The sequence below is a fragment of the Okeania sp. SIO3B5 genome, assembly GCF_010692555.1.
Classification (GTDB): domain Bacteria; phylum Cyanobacteriota; class Cyanobacteriia; order Cyanobacteriales; family Microcoleaceae; genus Okeania.
The window spans coordinates 1-19,446 of record NZ_JAAHHG010000157.1; the positions used below are offsets into that span (position 1 = coordinate 1).

10 protein-coding genes and 1 CRISPR repeat array are annotated in these 19,446 nt (G+C 36.4%); of the genes, 8 read left to right on the top strand and 2 right to left on the bottom strand.

The genetic code is table 11. The features are described from left to right. The first annotated feature begins 258 nt into the window (after positions 1-258). The 4 genes from F6K54_RS20610 to F6K54_RS20625 all read left to right on the top strand — a co-directional run bounded on the left by F6K54_RS20610 (position 259) and on the right by F6K54_RS20625 (position 8,618). The gene (locus F6K54_RS20610) at positions 259-1,377 is read left to right on the top strand and encodes a DegT/DnrJ/EryC1/StrS aminotransferase family protein (protein ID WP_293081237.1); all 1,119 of its coding nucleotides are present in this window, start codon (positions 259-261) and stop codon (positions 1,375-1,377) included. 829 nt (positions 1,378-2,206) lie between these two features. Then, the gene (locus tag F6K54_RS20615; RefSeq protein WP_293081240.1) at positions 2,207-4,072 is read left to right on the top strand and encodes an LA_3751/LA_3752 family putative glycosyltransferase; all 1,866 of its coding nucleotides are present in this window, start codon (positions 2,207-2,209) and stop codon (positions 4,070-4,072) included. 1,004 nt (positions 4,073-5,076) lie between these two features. Next, positions 5,077-5,841, top strand: a complete 765-nt coding sequence (locus tag F6K54_RS20620) for a polyprenol monophosphomannose synthase (RefSeq protein ID WP_293081242.1) — start codon at positions 5,077-5,079, stop codon at positions 5,839-5,841. Between the two features lie 911 nt (positions 5,842-6,752). Continuing rightward, a complete protein-coding gene (locus tag F6K54_RS20625; protein ID WP_293081245.1) occupies positions 6,753-8,618 on the top strand; it encodes a hypothetical protein in 1,866 nt (621 codons plus the stop codon). 397 nt (positions 8,619-9,015) lie between these two features. Beyond that, a CRISPR array of direct repeats spans positions 9,016-10,006; the repeat unit is 36 nt; unit sequence GTTTCCAACTAATCCGCATTAACCCAAGCGGGGGGG. 953 nt (positions 10,007-10,959) lie between these two features. Here F6K54_RS20625 and F6K54_RS20630 read toward each other — a convergent pair. Further along, positions 10,960-11,844: an Rpn family recombination-promoting nuclease/putative transposase gene (locus tag F6K54_RS20630; protein ID WP_293081248.1), complete on the bottom strand. Its 885-nt coding sequence runs from the start codon at positions 11,842-11,844 to the stop codon at positions 10,960-10,962. A 491-nt stretch (positions 11,845-12,335) separates the two neighbouring features. Beyond that, a complete protein-coding gene (gene typA, locus F6K54_RS20635) occupies positions 12,336-14,126 on the bottom strand; it encodes a translational GTPase TypA (protein WP_293081250.1) in 1,791 nt (596 codons plus the stop codon). A gap of 981 nt (positions 14,127-15,107) precedes the next feature. On the opposite strand from typA, the gene F6K54_RS20640 reads away from it, so the two are divergent. The 4 genes from F6K54_RS20640 to F6K54_RS20655 all read left to right on the top strand — a co-directional run bounded on the left by F6K54_RS20640 (position 15,108) and on the right by F6K54_RS20655 (position 18,979). Continuing rightward, on the top strand, positions 15,108-15,512 hold the full coding sequence (locus tag F6K54_RS20640; protein ID WP_293081253.1) for a SufE family protein: 405 nt from the start codon (positions 15,108-15,110) through the stop codon (positions 15,510-15,512). An 868-nt stretch (positions 15,513-16,380) separates the two neighbouring features. Next, entirely contained in the window at positions 16,381-16,683 is a 303-nt protein-coding gene (locus tag F6K54_RS20645) for a DNA-binding transcriptional regulator (protein ID WP_293081256.1), read from the top strand. A gap of 256 nt (positions 16,684-16,939) precedes the next feature. Next, positions 16,940-17,812, top strand: coding sequence for a D-alanyl-D-alanine carboxypeptidase family protein (locus F6K54_RS20650; protein WP_293081259.1), 873 nt, complete (start codon positions 16,940-16,942; stop codon positions 17,810-17,812). A 477-nt stretch (positions 17,813-18,289) separates the two neighbouring features. After that, positions 18,290-18,979 carry an ATP-dependent Zn protease gene (locus F6K54_RS20655; protein ID WP_293081261.1) on the top strand — a complete coding sequence of 230 codons (690 nt, stop codon included), beginning with the start codon at positions 18,290-18,292 and terminating at the stop codon, positions 18,977-18,979. Positions 18,980-19,446: the final 467 nt, after the last annotated feature.

A 19,446-nucleotide genomic window follows, 5' to 3' on the forward strand; every position in this document is an offset into this window, starting at 1 on the left:
ATTTATTTTTTTCCCCTTTAAAGGGGAAAAAAATAAATTTTTTCTTATCTTAGTCGATTGGATATGGCGAGGAGACCTCGCCATCCCTCGACCGCTTTTTTATCCATGAATGGAGAGGCTTTATACCTTAATTTTTCGGTAATTATAGACTGATTGCTTAAATTATTAAATCCGCTTTATAGAAATGTTTTGAATATTTTTAATATAGTTATATTAAAGCGGATTTCGTATGAATTAAAATTGTCATGGTAAAGAAAAATGACAGAGTTTATTCCTGTGAATGAGCCTTTACTAAACGGAAAAGAAAAACAATATTTGAATGAATGTATTGATACTGGTTGGATTTCTTCTGAAGGCTCTTTTGTTAAACAATTTGAACAAGCTTTTGCTAATCGTGTAGGTAGAAAATATGGTATTGCTGTTTGTAATGGTTCAATGGCAATTGATGCAGCAATTAGTGCTTTAGGTATTGGTGAAGGAGATGAGGTTATTCTACCTACTTTTACTATTATTTCTTGTGCGGCAGCAATTGTGAGAGCAGGTGCAATTCCTGTTGTAGTAGATTGTGATTCGAGTAATTGGAATATTGATATTAAGCAATTGGAAGCTAAAATTACTCCGCAAACTAAAGCTATTATGGTGGTTCATATTTATGGATTACCAGTAGATATGAATCCAGTATTAGAAATAGCCGCAAAATATGGTTTAAAAATCATTGAAGATGCGGCTGAAATGCACGGACAAACTTACTTTGGTAAACCTTGTGGTAGTTTTGGAGAATTGAGTACCTTTAGTTTTTATCCTAATAAACACGTTACCACGGGTGAAGGGGGAATGATTGTTACCGATGATGAAATACTAGCTGAAAAATGTCGCTCTTTGAGAAATCTTTGTTTTCAACCACAACAACGTTTTATCCATGAAGAATTAGGTTGGAATTTACGCATGACTAATCTACAAGCAGCATTAGGTTTGGCGCAATTAGAAAGGTTAGATGAATTTATCCAGCGTAAGCGAAATATGGGTAAACTTTATACTGAACTTTTAGCAGATGTTTCTGAATTAGAATTACCTCTAACAAAAACAGAATATGCTGATAATATTTATTGGGTTTATGGGGTTGTACTCAAAGATTCTGTTCCTTTTGATGCTAAAGAAGCAATGAAAAAGTTGCGCGAACAAAAAATAGGTACTCGTCCTTTTTTCTGGTGTATGCACGAACAACCAGTATTCCAAAAAATGGGATTATTTAAGCAAGAATCTTGCCCTGTAGCTGAAAATATAGCAAGACGTGGATTTTATCTTCCTAGTGGTTTAGCTTTAAATAACCAACAAATACAAACAGTTGTAAAATCATTAAAAACAATTTTTGCTTAATTATATTAAGAGGTTTTAGGTGGTAGGTTTTAGGTGGTAGGTTTTAGGTTTTAGGTTTTAGATTTTATACCAATTTAAAATCAAGAATTCTACAAAATGGAAAGGTGGATATTTATGCTGAAATTTTAACCATTCAGTCGCTAGTTATCAACCATAAACTTTCATCATTTATTGTATTTATACGAGGAATTAAAATTAAGATTTAGCGAAAATTAAAAGCCTGGTGTCGCTACGCGGAAATTAAAAGTCAAAAGTTAAAAGTCAATCATTTTTGATTTGTAATTGTTTTAGGATTTTGTAACCAGTTATTTCCACCATCCTGCACTAGGAAAAAGATTTATCATTAGCTAACTTTAGCTATTAGACATCTCCAAAAATCAAAAATAAAATCAAATTATTACCCATAAATTATCAATTATCCCCCTCCTGGGAGGGGCGAGGGGTGGGTTCCCTGTTCCCTGTTCCCTCTTTTCTGGAGATGTCTATTTATGTTGATTTTAATTGCTGATAACCCAGTTCCTCTGTAGGAGGCGATCTGACTACTAATAGATGAATGCTTACTTAAAATTAGCTCTCTCCAATGGTAGAAGCTACCTCTTTATATAATTTCCTCTCCCTTTTGTTCTTCTTCCTTCTCCCTTATTCCTTATTCTTTACTTCCTTTTTTTTCTACCTTCTCCCTTCTCTCTTCTCCCTTCTCCCTTCTCTCTTCTCCCTTCTACCTTCTACCTTCTACCTTCTACCTTCTACCTTTTCCCTTCTCCCTTCTTCCTTCTTCCTTCTTCCTTCTTCCTTCTTCCTTCTTCCTTTATAAATGGATGACAAATTTATGATAATTATCAAAGAACAATTATCTTGGCTAATAATATTAGCAGGAATTATTTATTCCTTGTATTTATTTTCTCAAGTCGCTTATGGTGCATTTTTTAATGGTGATTCTGGACTTAAAGCTTTATTAGCAAAACAATTAAGTAGTGGAAAGTTACGTTTTGACTTAATTCCATCTGAAGAAAAATGGGTGAAAGAACTTTGGAATCAAGGGCTTTATCCCTATGAAAAACCGTTTGTTTTTTGTTTAAATAATCGCTACTATATTTCTTTCCCCTTTACTTTTTCTTTAATTACTGCACCTTTGTATAAACTTTTTGGTTATAGAGGTTTATATTTAATTCCTTTAGTTTCTACCTGGGCTGTTTGGATAACTTTTAATTTAATTTGTCAATCTTTGAACTTTAACATTATCAATATAAGCCTGGGGTTAATTGCCCTAATTTTTGCTTCAAATCTAACTTTATATAGTGCGATGTATTGGGAACATACATTAGCTATTGCACTTTGTTTTGCGGGAATGAGTTTTTTCTTTATCCCTCAAATGTCTATATTTAATGTCATTATCACTGGATGTTTAGTTGGATTATCAGTTTGGGTTAGGTCTGAGTTTTTCGCTATGGTTGGCACTTTAACAATAGTAGTTATTTTACAAGCTTTTTATCAAAATAATTTACTAGCATTTTTAGCAAATCCCAACAATTTTAACTGGAGTAATCTATATCTAAATTTGCAACTCCCAATTTTTTACTTAATCAGTATGTTTTTGGTCGTCGGTGCTTTTTTAGTAACTAACAAAATTATTTATGGATATTTTTTAGGTCTTCATTCTCTGTTAGTGCTGGAAGAATTTTCCCTATCAAGAAGAATCGAAGAATTTAAAATAATTATTCAATTTTTAACTAAGTCTTTAATAGAATATTTCCCTCTAAGCATTTTTCCTATCTTTTACATTCTGTTATTTTGCATAGAAAATTCTCCAGATTTATTGAATGTTAATTTAATGATTGCTATCCTTGTATTAATAGGCATAATAATCACAGGATTTCAATTCATCAAAGGAGGTGTAAGAGAACTAAAAAATAAAATCAAACAATGGTTTATTCCTTTGATAGCAACAATTTTATGGTTTTATTTCATGGGTAAAACAAGTGTAGAAGTGAATAATCAGATAACAATTATTTATTTGATATGTTTATTTTTTGTAGTAGGAGTATCTCTTTTAGTTGATATAGCACCTGATGAATTTACAGTTGGAGGAAAACAATGGGGACCAAGATATTTATTAATCCTTCTCCCCCTTATTTCTTTGATGGTGATTGAACAATTACAATACTTTCAAAATTTATCATCAACTATATTCTATTATGTTGCTTTATTTACTGTTGTAACTTTTGTGGTTTTAGGTATATATAAAAATCTATATTTAGGAACAATCTACATAAATAAAAACAGTAAAGATATTGAGCCAACAATTCAATTTTTAGCTAAAAATACTGACCCTATAGTTGCTGTTTCTCATCAACACGCAGCCCAAGCGTTAGAATTTTCTTTGCCTCAAAAAACTGTATTATTTCGTGCTGAAGAAAGCAAGGATTTATTAAATTTAGCTCAAGCATTGTTACAGAAAAGCTTAGATAAATTCATTTACATTTGTTATCCCCATCGTGTCTGTAATCCATTAACAGAAGCCACTGAAAAACTTAAATTTAGTCAAAATAATCAATTATTTCAGGTTAAATTAAATAATTTAGGTACTTATGGCAAATATCCTATTTATCAAGGAGAAATTGTTGAAGTAAGTGAACATAGCAATTCTCATATTGATGAGGTACAAAATTCATTTGTTTTAGGGAGTATTCAATAATGGATAATGGATAATGGATAATGGATAATTGATAATGGATAATTGATAATGGATAATGGATAATTGATAATGGATAATTGATAATTGATAATTGATAATTGATAATTGATAATTACCTCTCTTTAAAAGGAAGAGGATTGAATAAAAGGAAAATTAATTCATTGTTTCTCCTTTAAAGGAGAGGCTTGAAACCTTAATTATTCGATAATTAGATAAAATTTGAGAAACTCTATATACATTTTTTTGGAAATAGTAAATATGAAGTTTAAAGGGAACAAAAAAACAGGGGAAATAAGGCAATAAATCTGTAGGGGCGAATGCCATTCGCCCTCACTATATGTAGAGCCTCCCCTTCATTAATGGATAATTGATAATGGATAATTGATAATTGATAATTGATAATTACCTCTCCCTAAAAGGAAGAGGATTGAATAAAAGGAAAATTAATTCATTGTTTCTCCTTTAAAGGAGAGGCTTGAAACCTTAATTATTCGATAGTTAGATAAAATTTGAGAAACTCTATATACATTTTTTTGGAAATAGTAAATATGAAATTTAAAGGGAACAGAAAACAGGGAAAATAAGGCAATAAATCTGTAGGGGCGAATGGCATTCGCCCTCACCATAAGTAGAGCCTCCCCTTCATTAATGGATAATGGATAATGGATAATGGATAATTGATAATTGATAATTACCTCTCCCTAAAAGGAAGAGGATTGAATAAAAGGAAAATTAATTCATTGTTTCTCCTTTAAAGGAGAGGCTTGAAACCTTAATCATTCGGTAATTAGATAAAATTTGAGAAACTCTATATACATTTTTTTGGAAATAGTAAATATGAAGTTTAAAGGGAACAGAAAACAGGAGAAATAGGGAAAGAAATCTGTAGGGGCGAATGCCATTCGCCCTCACCATAAGTAGAGCCTCCCCATTCGCAATTTAAATGCGCAACAAATCAAAGCAATTAAGTTTTTCAAACATAGTAAAAAAATCAAGAAAAAATTATGTCTAATCAATTAGTTTGTACTGTTTTACCTACTTTCAATGAAAAAGATAATATTCGTCCTTTAATTGAAGGTTTAATCGCCAGCGTACCTCATCCTTATCTAATTTTAGTCGTAGATGATAATTCTCCAGATGGTACTTGGAAAATAGTAGAAGAAATTGCCCATAATTACTCCCTTTCTCCTCAAGACGACAATTTTAAATCGGGTGTAGCATTAATTAAACGTATGAATGAAAAAGGTTTAACTTCCGCAATTCAAAGAGGAATAAATGAAGCGATCGCTACTTATGATGCTAAGATTATTACCTGGATGGATTGTGATTTATCTATGCCACCAGAAGATGTACCTAAGTTAGTCAAACTAATTAGAGAAGGGGATGCAGATGTGGCAGTAGGTTCTCGTTGGGTAAAAGGTGGAAAAGATATTGCTCATGGTATGATGGCTCGTATCTTAAGCTGGATTATTAATAATTATGCAATGTTATTTCTGGGTAATCAAGTACATGATTATACCAGTGGTTTTATTGCAGCACGAAGTGAAGTATTAAAGAAAATTCCTTTAAAGGGTGATTATGGAGAATATTGTATTGATTTATTATGTCGCGCTTTCCGTTTAGGTTATCATTTAGTAGAAGTACCTTATGTGTGTGTACCTCGCACTACAGGAGAAAGTAAAACAGGGGTTAATTTGTTAGATTATTTAGATAAAGGACGTGATTATGTAACAACAGTTTGGCAACTTTGGCGGCAAAAAGAAGCTTAACGAAGTCAAAAGTCAAAAGTCAAAAGTCAAAAATAAAAAGTTAGAAGTTACAGTATATTTCGGGGAAATGAGGTACAGATTAATTAATTGATAATTACCTCTGGTTAAAACCCTCCTTCCAATAAGAGCGGGAACAAAAAACTTTCTCCTTTTACTACTCTTTCTTCTTCTTTCTTCTCTCCTGACTCCTGACTTCCCCTCCTGGGAGGGGGAGGGGCGAGGGGTGGGTTGACTCCTAAATAATTAAGATTAATATCATACAGTAATTCACCAACGCCAAAATAGGTAGTTTTGCTAATCTGTCTTGTACAAAACTTCTTGATAATTAATCGCTTAATAACCCATAATTATTGCTCTGCTGGTTAAATATAAAAGCATTGAAAAATAAAAATAAGTGCCTTTTTGGAATCGAAAAAAGTGCAAATTTATCAGCTATTCATGCTCAAAAAGGAGCGTATTTTAGGCAAAAATTGGGCAGAAAAATCATTCTTACAATTCTTACTTCTACCTCCTCGCTCCCGAGCCATTTCTCCTATCTTCCCCTCCCCTCCTGGGCTATGCTTTACCCACATATTTCTTAACATAAAACTTGACAAAACTGACAAATTATGGGTAAGTCTTAGTTCAGCTTTTTTGGGAAAAAAATGTATGAAAAAGCACATTTATTTGTGAATTTTTAAGTATTTTAACTTAGATACTATGATTTTTTCTCCGTGTCTCCCCCTCTCCGTGTCTCCCCGTCCGCACAAGGGTTTCAGGAGTTATGGGTAAGGGATAGCCTCCTGGGAGGGGCTAGGGGTGGGTTGGGAGGGGCTAGGGGTGGGTTGTCTCCTACCTTCCCCTCCTGGGAGGGGTTAGGGGTGGGTTAAAAGACTTTTTCAGCAAACCCATAATTAATAATTAGGTAAATTATGAGCAAACCAAATTTTTTTTCTCTTTTAAAATTAGATGAAATTATCGGTTTAGATTTACGCTCCCTTGCCATATTTCGGATTGGTTTAGCGTTAATGACTCTTACGGATATAATAATTCGTTCTCAAGCTTTAAATGCTCATTATACTGATAGTGGAATTTTACCACGCTCCGTTCTAATTGATATGCTCAATCCTTGGTATTGGTCAATTAATTTAATTAGTGGTCATCCCTTCATACAAGGATTAATATTTGCCGTAGCTATATTCTTTGCTTTAGCTATGTTATTCGGTTATCGTACTAGACTAGCAACTATTGCTACTTGGGCATTAATAATCTCTCTAAATAATCGTAATCCAGCATTAATTTTTGCCGCAGATCATGTGTTGCGGGCAATGCTTTTTTGGTCAATGTTTTTACCATTAGGTGCTTGTTATTCAATAGATAGTGCCCTTAATTCTTCCAGTAATTCTTTACCTAAAAAAGTATGTAGTGGAGCAACTTTAGCTTTTTTAATTCAACTTTGTTATATCTATATTTGGTCAGCAGCTTTTAAAACCAAAAGTGACATTTGGTGGCCTGATGGAGACGCTGTTTATTACTCATTAAGTTTTGACCAATATTCCACAGCATTTGGTCAATTTTTATTGAGTTTTCCTCAAGAAATTTTAAAATTACTGACTATTTCTGCACTTATTTTTGAGTGGATTGGACCGTTAATCATATTTATCCCTTTTCGGAATGCTTTATTACGTTGTATAGCAATTGTTTCTTTTACCTTATTACATATTGGTTTTGAACTATGTTTTCACATCGGCATTTTAAGTTATCTAAGTATCTTTAATTGGTTAGCATTAACACCTAGTTTAATTTGGGATAAAGCAGAACAAAAAATAGAAAATCAACAACGTCAAGGATTAACCATTTATTACGATGCTGATTGTGGTTTTTGTAAAAAAGTAGTTTATTTATTGCGTACCTTCTTAATTTTGCCGAAAACTCCTGTATTAATGGCACAAGATTATCCATCTATTTATGAAGATATGTTAGCCCAAAATTCTTGGGTAGTAGAAGATTGGCAAAAAAATTGTTACTTCAAATGGGAAGGAATAATTTATGTAGTGAGTTTATCTCCTTTATTTAGTTTTCTTGTACCTATCTTAAAATGGCAACCTATAAAATCTTTAGGTACTAAAATTTATGAAACAATTGCTTCTAATCGTAAATTTGCAGGCAAGTTTACTGCACCTTTAAAATTTCGACCAATTGAAGTTTGCCCTTCCTTAATTTTCAACCTTATTACTATTACTTTACTTCTACTTACTACCATGTGGAATTTGAGAAGTTTTGTCAAACAAACCTATGCTTGGCGTAAAGAACAGAAAAATGATTGGATTACAGCTACTCATAAACTACTAAATAAACGAACTCTTCAATATATTCATCCTATTGGTTACATAACTCGTTTAGATCAAACATGGAGTATTTTTGCTCCCGCGCCACCCAGAGATGATGGTTGGCACGTTATTGAAGGTAAATTAAAAGATGGAAGTACAGTTAATGTTTTAGCAGAAGAACAACCAATTACTTGGGATAAACCAAATATTAAACAGCGTCAAGAGTTTTATGAAACAATTCAATGGCGAGTTTATTTGATTACTCTTAACCGTGCAGTAGGAAAAAAATTATATCCTCATTATGCAGCTTATCTTTGTCGTCAATGGAATTCTACTCATCAAGGTAAAAAACAATTAGATGGTTTGATTATTTACTATATGGATGAAAGAACTGTACCTCCTAATGAAATACAAACAGTTGAAAAAACAGTTCATTATGAACAATCTTGTTCAAATAAGAGCGAATAGTTAATACCAGTAGCAGATGTTCAAATAGATTTGAATTATCCTCGTAGTCAAGATTTCCGAATGTGGCAATTAAGCGATCGCCTCTTCTAAATCTTAAATCTTCTGAAGTCATATCAAATCCGTTTAATTCGGTATAAAAAAATATTCCATCTTCACCCAGAGCGGAAAGAATTCTGACTTCTCTTCCCTTCTAAATTCTGAATTCTGGATTGCAGAATTGCTGAATTCTGATTCACTATCTTATTACACCGATGCTACCGGATTTGATATCAGAAGTAATCCCTGGTTAACTTTGAGCATTTGTAAAAGTTCTAAATTATTTGCGTGATGCCATAGGTTTTGTGTGACAAACTGGGCAAAAAAAAGCCTCCTCTGAAGTTGAGGAGGTTTTTGTTGGGTTTCCAACTAATCCGCATTAACCCAAGTTGTGGGAGCGGTACTGCTTCCGTTACAACTCCTGGCGGTACAGTGTTTCCAACTAATCCGCATTAACCCAAGCGGGGGGGGTGGGTTCCTTCAAAAGCTCATTGGCGTTGAGAACGTCAAGTTTCCAACTAATCCGCATTAACCCAAGCGGGGGGGGAGGCATTAAAACGCATTTTGGGTGGAAAAGCAGCAGGTTTCCAACTAATCCGCATTAACCCAAGCGGGGGGGAAATATTCAATCTGTGGATACCGCTTCCACAGAAGTTTCCAACTAATCCGCATTAACCCAAGCGGGGGGGAACATTATCAACGGAACCGATGGAAACGACAATTTAATTGTTTCCAACTAATCCGCATTAACCCAAGCGGGGGGGCGCTATTGCAGCTGGCAATACTGGATACCGTAAAAGTTTCCAACTAATCCGCATTAACCCAAGCGGGGGGGATTAACCAAAACGAAAGTGGAGGTTTTGATATAGTTCTAGGGTTTCCAACTAATCCGCATTAACCCAAGCGGGGGGGAAGGCTACATCCATGTTTTTAACAAAGCAGCCTAAAGTTTCCAACTAATCCGCATTAACCCAAGCGGGGGGGATTCTGTGAAGGTAGTGATGGACGACGATGGGGCTTATAGTTTCCAACTAATCCGCATTAACCCAAGCGGGGGGGACTGCAGTGGCTTTTACAGTGTTACCATCACTAAAGTTTCCAACTAATCCGCATTAACCCAAGCGGGGGGGATAATTCCCCCAAATCCACCACTCGTATAGCCTCCTTAATGTTTCCAACTAATCCGCATTAACCCAAGCGGGGGGGCAATAGCTAATCAAGCTAAGCAGCGGGAAGCAGAGTGTTTCCAACTAATCCGCATTAACCCAAGCGGGGGGGAGGTAGAAAGGGATAAAAAATTTGGGGAAATTATTAATGTTTCCAACTAATCCGCATTAACCCAAGCGGGGGGGAGCTACGTTTTTGAACCACGACATAGCAAGGCTTTCAGACCCCCAAATATACACGCCCCTTTGATAAAAAAATCAACAAGGCAAATTTTGGCAAAATGACGACCCTCAAACCCGCTCCTGGCAAGGCACATACACGGGTCAACGAGAGAATAAGGGTTCCAGCGATTCTCGGAGGCGCGTATGTGGGGTACCATGCAAAGATGAAAAACCACCTTTTAACCACTCCTAAAAAACTAGAAATGATAAAAAAGCTACTGCTATTCATTTTTTGAGGTTCTTTATACTACTTTCGCTACTTTCAATATAAACCCTAGACATACAAATTGTCAACCCCCTTTTAAAAGTCAAAAGTCAAAAGTTAAAAGTCAAAAGTATTGATTGGTAAGGCTTTTAGGATTTTGTCACTGGCCCAAGTAGGGTTTGCTGAAAAAGTCTTTTTTAAGGAGTAGGGGAGCGGGGGAGTAGGGGAGTAGGGGAGAATTTTTTTGCCCAACTCTTACTAAAAATGCTAACCTTTTGAGCATGAAGAGCTGAAAACTATGTACTTTTTCAATACCTAAAAAGGCTAAAACCTTTATCTGGCAATTATTTGATATTTAATCAGCAAACCCTAAGTAAAATTAATCACTAAATTATTAAACACTTCAGAAAAATTACTGAAAAATTTCCTGTGATCAGATTGATATAGCGCTGTGCGCAGGCAACAGGCAACAGGCAACAGGCAACAGGCAACCCACCCCTCGCCCCTCCCCCTCCCAGGAGGGGAATAAATTGCCGATAATATAAGACTTTTAGCTATTTAGCCTTTCCTGCAATTTGTAAATATACCAGCGCTCATTGCTATATTAAGTCTTCATTTCTAGAAAAGGGAGTAGGGAGTAGGGGGAAAGAATTGATAAATAGGGTTTGCTGAAAAAGTCTTAGCTGAATGCTAACCGCTGAATACTTAAAAACTAATGTTCCTGCAACCAACTCAACAAATCTTCCAGGCTATTTAAGTCTAAAAAATATTCTCCTAAGTTATCTAAATCTTCAATAGATAAATCTTCAATTTGACTACTTATTGCCTCTGGAATTTCTCCAAAGCGCTTTTTAAGTTGACGCATTATTAACCGTAATTGCCCTTTTTTTTCTGCATAACTTATCCGTCCTCTTTCATCTTGGAGCATCATTCCTCGGCGGTCTAACATATCTAACTCTTCCGGCGTCATGTTAATTTGTTCGGCAATATTTAAAGCCTTTTCTATTTCCGAAACTTCTCCTAAATTCTCCGGTATCTCATCTAAACTACTAGCTTCTTTGAGAAAATAAATCCACTTATCACTCAAGCTTTCTAACTCAGACAAACTTTTCTTAAATTTGGGCAATTCCACAAAAATTAGTCGCAATTCTTTATCCAAACATTCAAAATTTTTCTCCTCTTCTTTAAACACAAACTTATTAATTACCTTCTCACTCTTTTTAAATAACATAAAATCCGTAATTGTCACAGCTATAGCCGGATTTAGTAGAGGGTACTTTTCTCCTTTGTCTAACTGATTAGCATAAGCTTTAGCTAAATTGTAAGCTACCCGTTTATTAAAAGCTCCCATCCATGCTACTTGCATTTCAATCATCACCAGAGAATCATCGAATAAAACAGCTTTAACATCCAAATAGGTATCTTTTAATGAGATAACTTTACCAGGATTAAAAGGATTAACAATCGTCAAAGACTGAATCGTTTTTTTACCCTCATAAATAATCGCATTCAGAAAGCTAATTAAGATATCTTCACTTTCTTCTGAACCGAATATTTTTTTAAAAGCATAATCAATTTTAGGACTAACAAATTTCATAGTATTTTGTCTCCGAATGTAAGCATTCAGCCGTCAGCTATCAGCTATTGCTTTAATAAAACTATAAATACTGAAAGTAAAATCACTTCTGTTCGTAATAAACCATAATAAAGACAAAAGCAAGAATTTTTAGATATATTTCCATCCGGAAATTATTGGCTATTTGTACAAAATAATTCATATTTCGGTTTTAATAAAACGTAAGCATTCAGCTATTAGCTGTCAGCTCTCAGCTCTTATGAGAGGATTTTAATATATAGATTTAAAGGCAGCTTTTATAGTAAAATTTAATTCTCATTTAATTAGTAAAGCTTTTATCTAGAACTAAAAAGAAGCAATGGCTGATGGCTGATAGCTGACGGCTGAATGCTTACAATAAAATTTTGAATAGTGCGAATTAAATTGACAAATAAATAATCAACAAAATCCGCACTTTTGTTCAGAATAATTATTATTCCAATCAACCAATTTCAGTTAACTGATAACTATATTTACCGCTTCACCAACTTTTTACTCACCTTCCGCAACCGCACCGACTCAGGAGTAATTTCCACCAACTCATCTGGTCCGATATATTCCAAAGCTCGCTCCAAACTCATATCCACAGGCGTTTGCAACTGCACCAATTCATCCCCAGTAGCAGAACGATGGTTAGTCAACTGCTTAGTTTTGCACACATTCAAATCCAAATCTTGAGGACGGTTATGCTCCCCTACAACCATACCCTTATAAACCTTCGTACCAGGAGTAATAAAAAACACTCCACGGTCTTCAGCATTTTTCAACGCATAAAAAGTCGCCACACCTTCCTCAAATACAATAATCACCCCATTGCGTCGCGCTTCAATTTCACCAATAAACGGACGATAATCTAAGAAACTATGGTTCATAATACCGTCCCCACGAGTCAGACGCATAAACTCACCCCGGAAACCAATCAAACCACGAGCAGGAACCGAAAATTCTAACTGAGTACGACCATTTGTACCAACCTGCATATTCTGCATCTCACCTTTGCGCTGACCTATTCTTTCGATGCAACCACCAACAGCATCTTCTGGAACATCCATTACTAAAAGTTCAAATGGTTCGCATGGTTGACCATTTACTTCTCGATAAATAACTTGAGGTTGGGAAACTTGAAACTCATAACCTTCTCGACGCATGGTTTCAATCAAAATACCTAAGTGTAGTTCCCCACGACCAGAAACAGAAAATTTCTCTGGAGAGTCAGTTTCTTCTACTCGCAATGCAACATTAGTTTCTAACTCTCGCATCAAGCGATCGCGTACTTGCCGAGAAGTTACAAATTTTCCTTCCTTACCAGCAAATGGAGAGTCATTTACAGAAAAAGTCATTTGCAGAGTAGGTTCATCTACTTTAATTAAAGGTAGTGCTTGAGGTTCATTCGGACAAGTAATAGTTTCACCAATATTAGCATCACTAAATCCAGCAACTGCCACAAGATTACCAGCAGCAGCTTCTGCAATGTCAATGCGTGCCAGACCTTCAAACCCCATTAGTTTAGAGATTTTTGATTTAACAACAGTTCCATCTTCCTTGACAATAGCTGCTTGTTGCCCAGACCTAATCACACCATTGTGAATCCGACCTACAACTATTCTGCCCAAATATTCTGAATAGTCGAGAGTTGTTACCTGTAACTGTAGAGGTTTTTCAGGGTCTCCCACTGGTGGTGGGACGTGGTCTAAAATAGCATCGAAGAGACACTGCATATCTGTTGACTCTACATCCAGTTCTTTTTTGGCGTAACCTGCCAAACCAGAGGCAAACAAATAGGGAAAATCACATTGGTCATCATCAGCTCCCAGTTCTATAAATAGGTCTAGAACTTTATTCACTGCAGCGTGGGGGTCAGCTCTGGGACGGTCAATTTTGTTGACGATAACTATGGGCCGTAATCCTTTTTCCAGAGCTTTTTTAAGGACGAAGCGAGTTTGAGGCATTGGGCCTTCATTAGCATCAACAATGAGCAAACAGCCGTCCACCATACCAAGGACTCGTTCTACTTCTCCTCCAAAGTCAGCGTGACCAGGAGTATCGACAATATTAATTAGAGTATCCTTGTATTTTACAGCAGTATTTTTGGAAAGAATTGTAATCCCACGTTCCCTTTCCAAGTCGTTAGAGTCCATTACACAATCCGGAACCTCTTCCCCTTCGCGGAAGATACCGGATTGCTTGAGGAGTGAGTCAACTAGGGTTGTTTTGCCGTGGTCAACGTGGGCTATGATGGCTACGTTGCGAATAGGAAGAGACATAAGAAGTTTGTATTACAACTATTAGTGTTAAGTTTATTTAACTATTGTAGCTGAGATAAGACAAAGATGGGTCATTTCAGTTATCAGTTAGTCACTCAAAAGCCCCCTAAATCCCCCAATCTTGGGGGACTTTGAGGAGCAAATTGACTATTGTTCCCCCCAGAATTGGGGAGCTAGGGGGGCAAATTTCAGTCATCAGTCAAATAATTTTTCAGGAGGTGTAGGGGGAGACCCCTACCAAAAGTTTCCAACTAAAAAGCCCCCTAAATCCCCCAATCTTGGGGGACTTTGAGGAGCAAATTGACTCTTGTTCCCCCCAGAATTGGGGAGCTAGGGGGGCACAATTAAGTAAAGCCCCCTAAATCCCCCAAAATTGGGGGACTTTGAGGAGCAAATTGACTCTTGTTCCCCCCAGAATTGGGGGGGCTAGGGGGGCACAATTAACCCCTAAATCCCCCAAAATTGGGGGACTTTGAGGAGCAAATTGACTCTTGTTCCCCCCAGAATTGGGGGGCTAGGGGGGCAAATTTCAGTATCAAAAAACTTTTCAAACATCCTCTTAGAGAGTCTTGTTGCTGATAGCTGAATCCTGACAATCTGCACTTCATCTAACATAGTAAGTTCATTTATTTATTCATTCCTGAATCTCGTATTTTTTGTCAAAAAATGTGATTTATAATTGAAGATTTTCTACAATCATCGTAAGCATTCAGCTATCAGAATTTCCTAGGTCATGCTGCGCAAACAGCTTTTGAAATAATCAAGAAATTACTAAGGTTAGCTGAATATTTTTTTTTATAAGTTTTAATTCTCCTTGGAGACTAATTCCTCTTTTGAGCTGAGAATAAGCTAATAACTCATAGCTGATAGCTGATAGCTGACAGCTGAATGTTTACCAATCATCTCTCTCTTTCCCTCACACAAAAAATATGTTATAGTTTATTGACTATAAAATAAATTTTATTTGTTTGAGTGCTATCTATGGCTTTACCACCATCATTAGAACGTATTGTTAAAAAATTCCAACGGGCATCTTCTAATAAGTTGCGCTATGAACAACTGCTTTGGTATGCCAAAAAATTACCTGATTTTCCAGAAGCTGAAAAAATACCAGAAAACAAGGTTTATGGTTGTCAATCTCAGGTATATATTACTGCTAACTTAAATGATGGTAAGGTTTGGTATCAAGGAGATTCTGATGCTCAGTTAGTGAAGGGATTAGTAGCTTTATTAATTGAGGGAATTAATGGATTAACACCTGAAGAAATTGAGCAAATAACTCCAGATTTTATTCAAGATACAGGTTTAAAAGCAAGCTTGACTCCTTCCCGTGCTAATGGTTTTTATAATATTTTTCAACTGATGAAAAGTAAAGCTAATTTGTAAGCATTTCCTACGGAATGCTGCGCAAACAGCCGTCAGCCATCAGCTATTAGTTATTGCTTTTAGTTTAGAATAAAAGCTTTATTAATTAGACATTTCCAAAAATCAAAAATAAAATCAATTCTCACACATAAATTATCAATTCTTCCCCTCCTGGGAGGGGTTAGGGGTGGGTTCCCTACTGCCTACTGCCTACTGCCTACTGCCTCTTTTCTGGAGATGTCTATTGTCTTACTACAAAAGTTGACTCCCTTGCCCTTAAAGTCTATTTTAATTTAGACACTGTCCTTAAGAATAGAGTATTGTTGCTGATAGCTGACAGCTAATAGTTGAATGCTTACACTTGAACTGATAGCTGAATGTTTAAAAATACAGTAAAATTCGTTGATTCAAGCAAAAGAGTATTGACTTTTTTCTATACTTATGCTATAAGTCGCGTTCCCGGATTATGGGTTGTTTTTTATCAAAATAATATGGGTCGCGCAACCCCGCCTTTTAAGGCGTAATATTTTTGGAGCCTTGCTCAAATCCCCTACTTCCCCTCCTGGCTCCCCTCCTGGGAGGGGCGGGGGTGGGTTGGGGAGGGGCAGGGGTGGGTTAACTTCTGACTTCTGACTTCGTTAAGGTCATTAAGTGCATAGCACTATGCAAGTAATAGATTACGATATTTACAAATGCTCAAACTAAGTCAGGGATGACTTCTGCCCTCTGCCCTCTGCCTTCTGCCCTCCTGCCTTAATTAAGTCTTTTTTTAAAAAACCCTAGACAATTCTATTTTAACAAGTTTACAATAAGGTAGTTTGATTAATTCTCTAAATTGGTTTTCAAAAAAACTTAGATTGTTGATGATTGCTGGAGGAAACATAAAGATATGGATATGGAAGCCCTGAGAGAACGTGCGGGGCTTACCCGTGCAGAAGTAGCAGATAGGCTAGGAATCAGCGAAACCAGTGTTCGTAACTGGGAGACGGGGCGTACAGAACCAACAATGACTCCCCAAAAGTACCTAGAAATTCTGGATATTTTAAAATGTACTCCAGAAGAATTAGCAGTAGCTAGTGACAAGTCCATTAGTCAACGCCACAAGCGCAAACCAGGTAGACCGAGAAAAATGATCGACAATAATAATGGAGTAAGTGAGGTAAAAAGTGCAGAATCAGTAACTGGCCATTAAAAGAAAGATGGTGATTGAAAAATCAGCAAGTGATATAGAATCCGGTTAAATACTTATCGTATCTACAGAAGGAAGGCAGAAGGCAGAAGGGAAAGAATAAGGTGAGAAGGTACAAAGTTTTTCATCAACTAATTATCCTGATTCCATATCATTCCTAGTCACATACATAGTAATTAATGTATAACCGGACTCTATATGACAGGCACAAATTTTAATTTTGCCTTGAGTAAGGTATGATTTCAGTTAAAGTGCAGGAGTGAAAATTTTGAATAAGCTTGGTCTATTTAAGAAAAAATCTCCAGATGAACCGAAATTGCCAGTAGATGACATTCCTGAAGCTGTAAGAGATGAATATGAAATTCCAAAACAGCAATCTATTCAGCCTCAGAAAAAATGGCAGATTTGGAAATTATTAGGTGTAGGAGCGATCGCTCTGATAATTAGTATTGCCTTGCACTTCCAACTTAATCAAACTCAAGACAAAGCTTTTGTTAGCCAAATCAAACAAAATTTAGGCATAAAATTAGTTGAACCATCTCCAACTCCTACAGTAGTAACCCCCTCACCATCTACAACTCCTTCTATTCAGCAAAAAGAAAATATTCTTGGGCATCTACCGTATCAAGAAGCAACTTGGCAAGAGCTAACACCAGTTTTTGGCAATCAAAATGTCAGACTCCGCTCAAATGCAGCAGAAAAATTTAATGCCATGACAGATGCAGCTTGGGCTGCAAATATTAATTTGGTTCCTATTTCCGGGTTTAGAAATTTGGCAGATCAAAGGTATTTGTTTTTTGACCTCAAGGCACAGCGAGGACAGGCAACATATCAACGAGCCGAAGTTAGTGCCCCTCCCGGTTATAGCGAACATCATACAGGCTATGCCATCGATATTGGTGATGCTAGATCGCCAGATAGCTATCTCAAAGTTAGTTTTGAAAATACAAAAGCTTTCCAATGGCTGCAAGAAAATGCAGGTAACTATGGTTTTGAGTTATCGTTTCCAAGAGATAATCCTCAAGGTATTAGTTATGAACCCTGGCATTGGAGATTTGTAGGCGATAGTCATAGTTCAGAAATTTTTGAGCAGGCGAGGTCACTTGAAGAAGAGCAACAAATTAACAATTAGAATCTAATATATTTACCGAAAAATTCAGGTATAAAGCCTCTCCATTCATGGATAAAAAAAGCGGTCGAGGGATGGCGAGGAGACCAAGAGAAGAAAAAAAATCCTTTGATCTAATCCTCTTATTTATAAGAAGAGGTAATATCAAATCCGGTTAAACAGCCATAGAATGGTTAAGTTAGGAGGAGTCAGGAGTCAGGAGTCAGGAGTCAGGAGGAGAAAGAATTACAAAGATGAGCATAGTTATGACGATTGAATAATTTTTTTATGTCCAATTAAACGGATTTGATATAATATCATGTCCGGTTGAATAATTAGACTTTGGTGGTCCGAAGGCAGGAGGCAGGAGGCAGGAGGTAGAAGGTTTTCTTTCATTGTCACCTTAATTTTATACACGCTCCGATGCTACCGGACATGATATAATTCTAAATTCTAAATTCTAAATTCTAAATTCTTGAACAATTATATTTTCCCTGCTATATGAGACAAACTTCCCTGAATATTATTGCGGTTAGTATTTTTTTACTGACAATGTCTGCTTTACTAGGACCACTTTTTAATATATCCCCAGCAATACCCGCGATCGTTACTTTTTCTGTGATGGTATTAGTTACTATAGATACATTGGGATGGCAAGGTCAGGGAAGCATGATTCTTATAGACTTAGTGGAAGGTACATCCTCAGAAAGACGCGACCGTATCATTCGTCACGAAGCTGGACATTTTTTGGTAGCTTATTTATTAGATATCCCTGTTAGTGGCTATGCTCTCAGTGCATGGGAAGCATTTCGGCAAGGTCAGTCTGCTCAGGGTGGGGTTAGGTTTAATGACGAAAAGTTGGCTGCTCAGTTAAAGAAGGGTATAGTTTCTGAGCAGACGATCGACCAATATTTTACGGTCTGGATGGCGGGTATTGCTGCAGAAGATTTAGCTTATGGTAATGCTGAGGGTGGAGCAGAAGACCGGGCAAAAATTACGGTAATTTTGACACAATTAAAACGCTCTACAGAATCTAAACTTAAACAAAGTCGGGCATCCTTGCAAGCGCGTAGTTTAATAGAAAATCATCAATCTGCTTATCAAGCGTTAGTGACTGCCATGACACAAAGAGCTTCTGTCTCTGAATGTTATCAAGCAATTGAGGAAAATATTTCTGGTGATCGGGGATGAAGTCAGAAGTCAGAAGTCAACCCACCCCTAACCCCTCCCAGGAGGGGAAGTAGGGAATTTGAGTTTCGCTCCAAAAATATTAGCTATTGGTAGGGTGTGTTAGCGCTAGCGTAACACACCAATACTCTATATATAGTGCCTTTGCGTAAGTCCTGAACTTTATCAAATTCTTTTTCATAATTACAGCACTTTGCAACTCTATGAGGTACACCCATCGCCGGCAAGATGCCCGCACTACAATGTTTTCACAATTTACTCTGTACATCATTTGCCCGAAATATGCTGTAATATAAAATCCGGATAATTACTATATCCAAGTCATTGCGACTGAAACGGAGTGGAAGGAAGCAATCTCCGCGTACCCCTCAGATTGCTTCCCTTCGGTTGCAATGACAACTATTCAACCGGATTTTATAGCAGTCGCCACTATAGTTAGGACATCAGGTAATTATGATGATTTATGACGC

Excerpts from the sequence above, each read along its gene's own strand:
- typA (WP_293081250.1), bottom strand. The coding sequence starts at position 14,126 with ATGTCTCTTCCTATTCGCAACGTAGCCATCATAGCCCACGTTGACCAC.
- F6K54_RS20610 (WP_293081237.1), top strand. The coding sequence starts at position 259 with ATGACAGAGTTTATTCCTGTGAATGAGCCTTTACTAAACGGAAAAGAA.
- F6K54_RS20615 (WP_293081240.1), top strand. The coding sequence starts at position 2,207 with ATGATAATTATCAAAGAACAATTATCTTGGCTAATAATATTAGCAGGA.
- F6K54_RS20630 (WP_293081248.1), bottom strand. The coding sequence starts at position 11,844 with ATGAAATTTGTTAGTCCTAAAATTGATTATGCTTTTAAAAAAATATTC.
- F6K54_RS20620 (WP_293081242.1), top strand. The coding sequence starts at position 5,077 with ATGTCTAATCAATTAGTTTGTACTGTTTTACCTACTTTCAATGAAAAA.
- F6K54_RS20625 (WP_293081245.1), top strand. The coding sequence starts at position 6,753 with ATGAGCAAACCAAATTTTTTTTCTCTTTTAAAATTAGATGAAATTATC.
- F6K54_RS20645 (WP_293081256.1), top strand. The coding sequence starts at position 16,381 with ATGGATATGGAAGCCCTGAGAGAACGTGCGGGGCTTACCCGTGCAGAA.
- F6K54_RS20655 (WP_293081261.1), top strand. The coding sequence starts at position 18,290 with ATGAGACAAACTTCCCTGAATATTATTGCGGTTAGTATTTTTTTACTG.
- F6K54_RS20640 (WP_293081253.1), top strand. The coding sequence starts at position 15,108 with ATGGCTTTACCACCATCATTAGAACGTATTGTTAAAAAATTCCAACGG.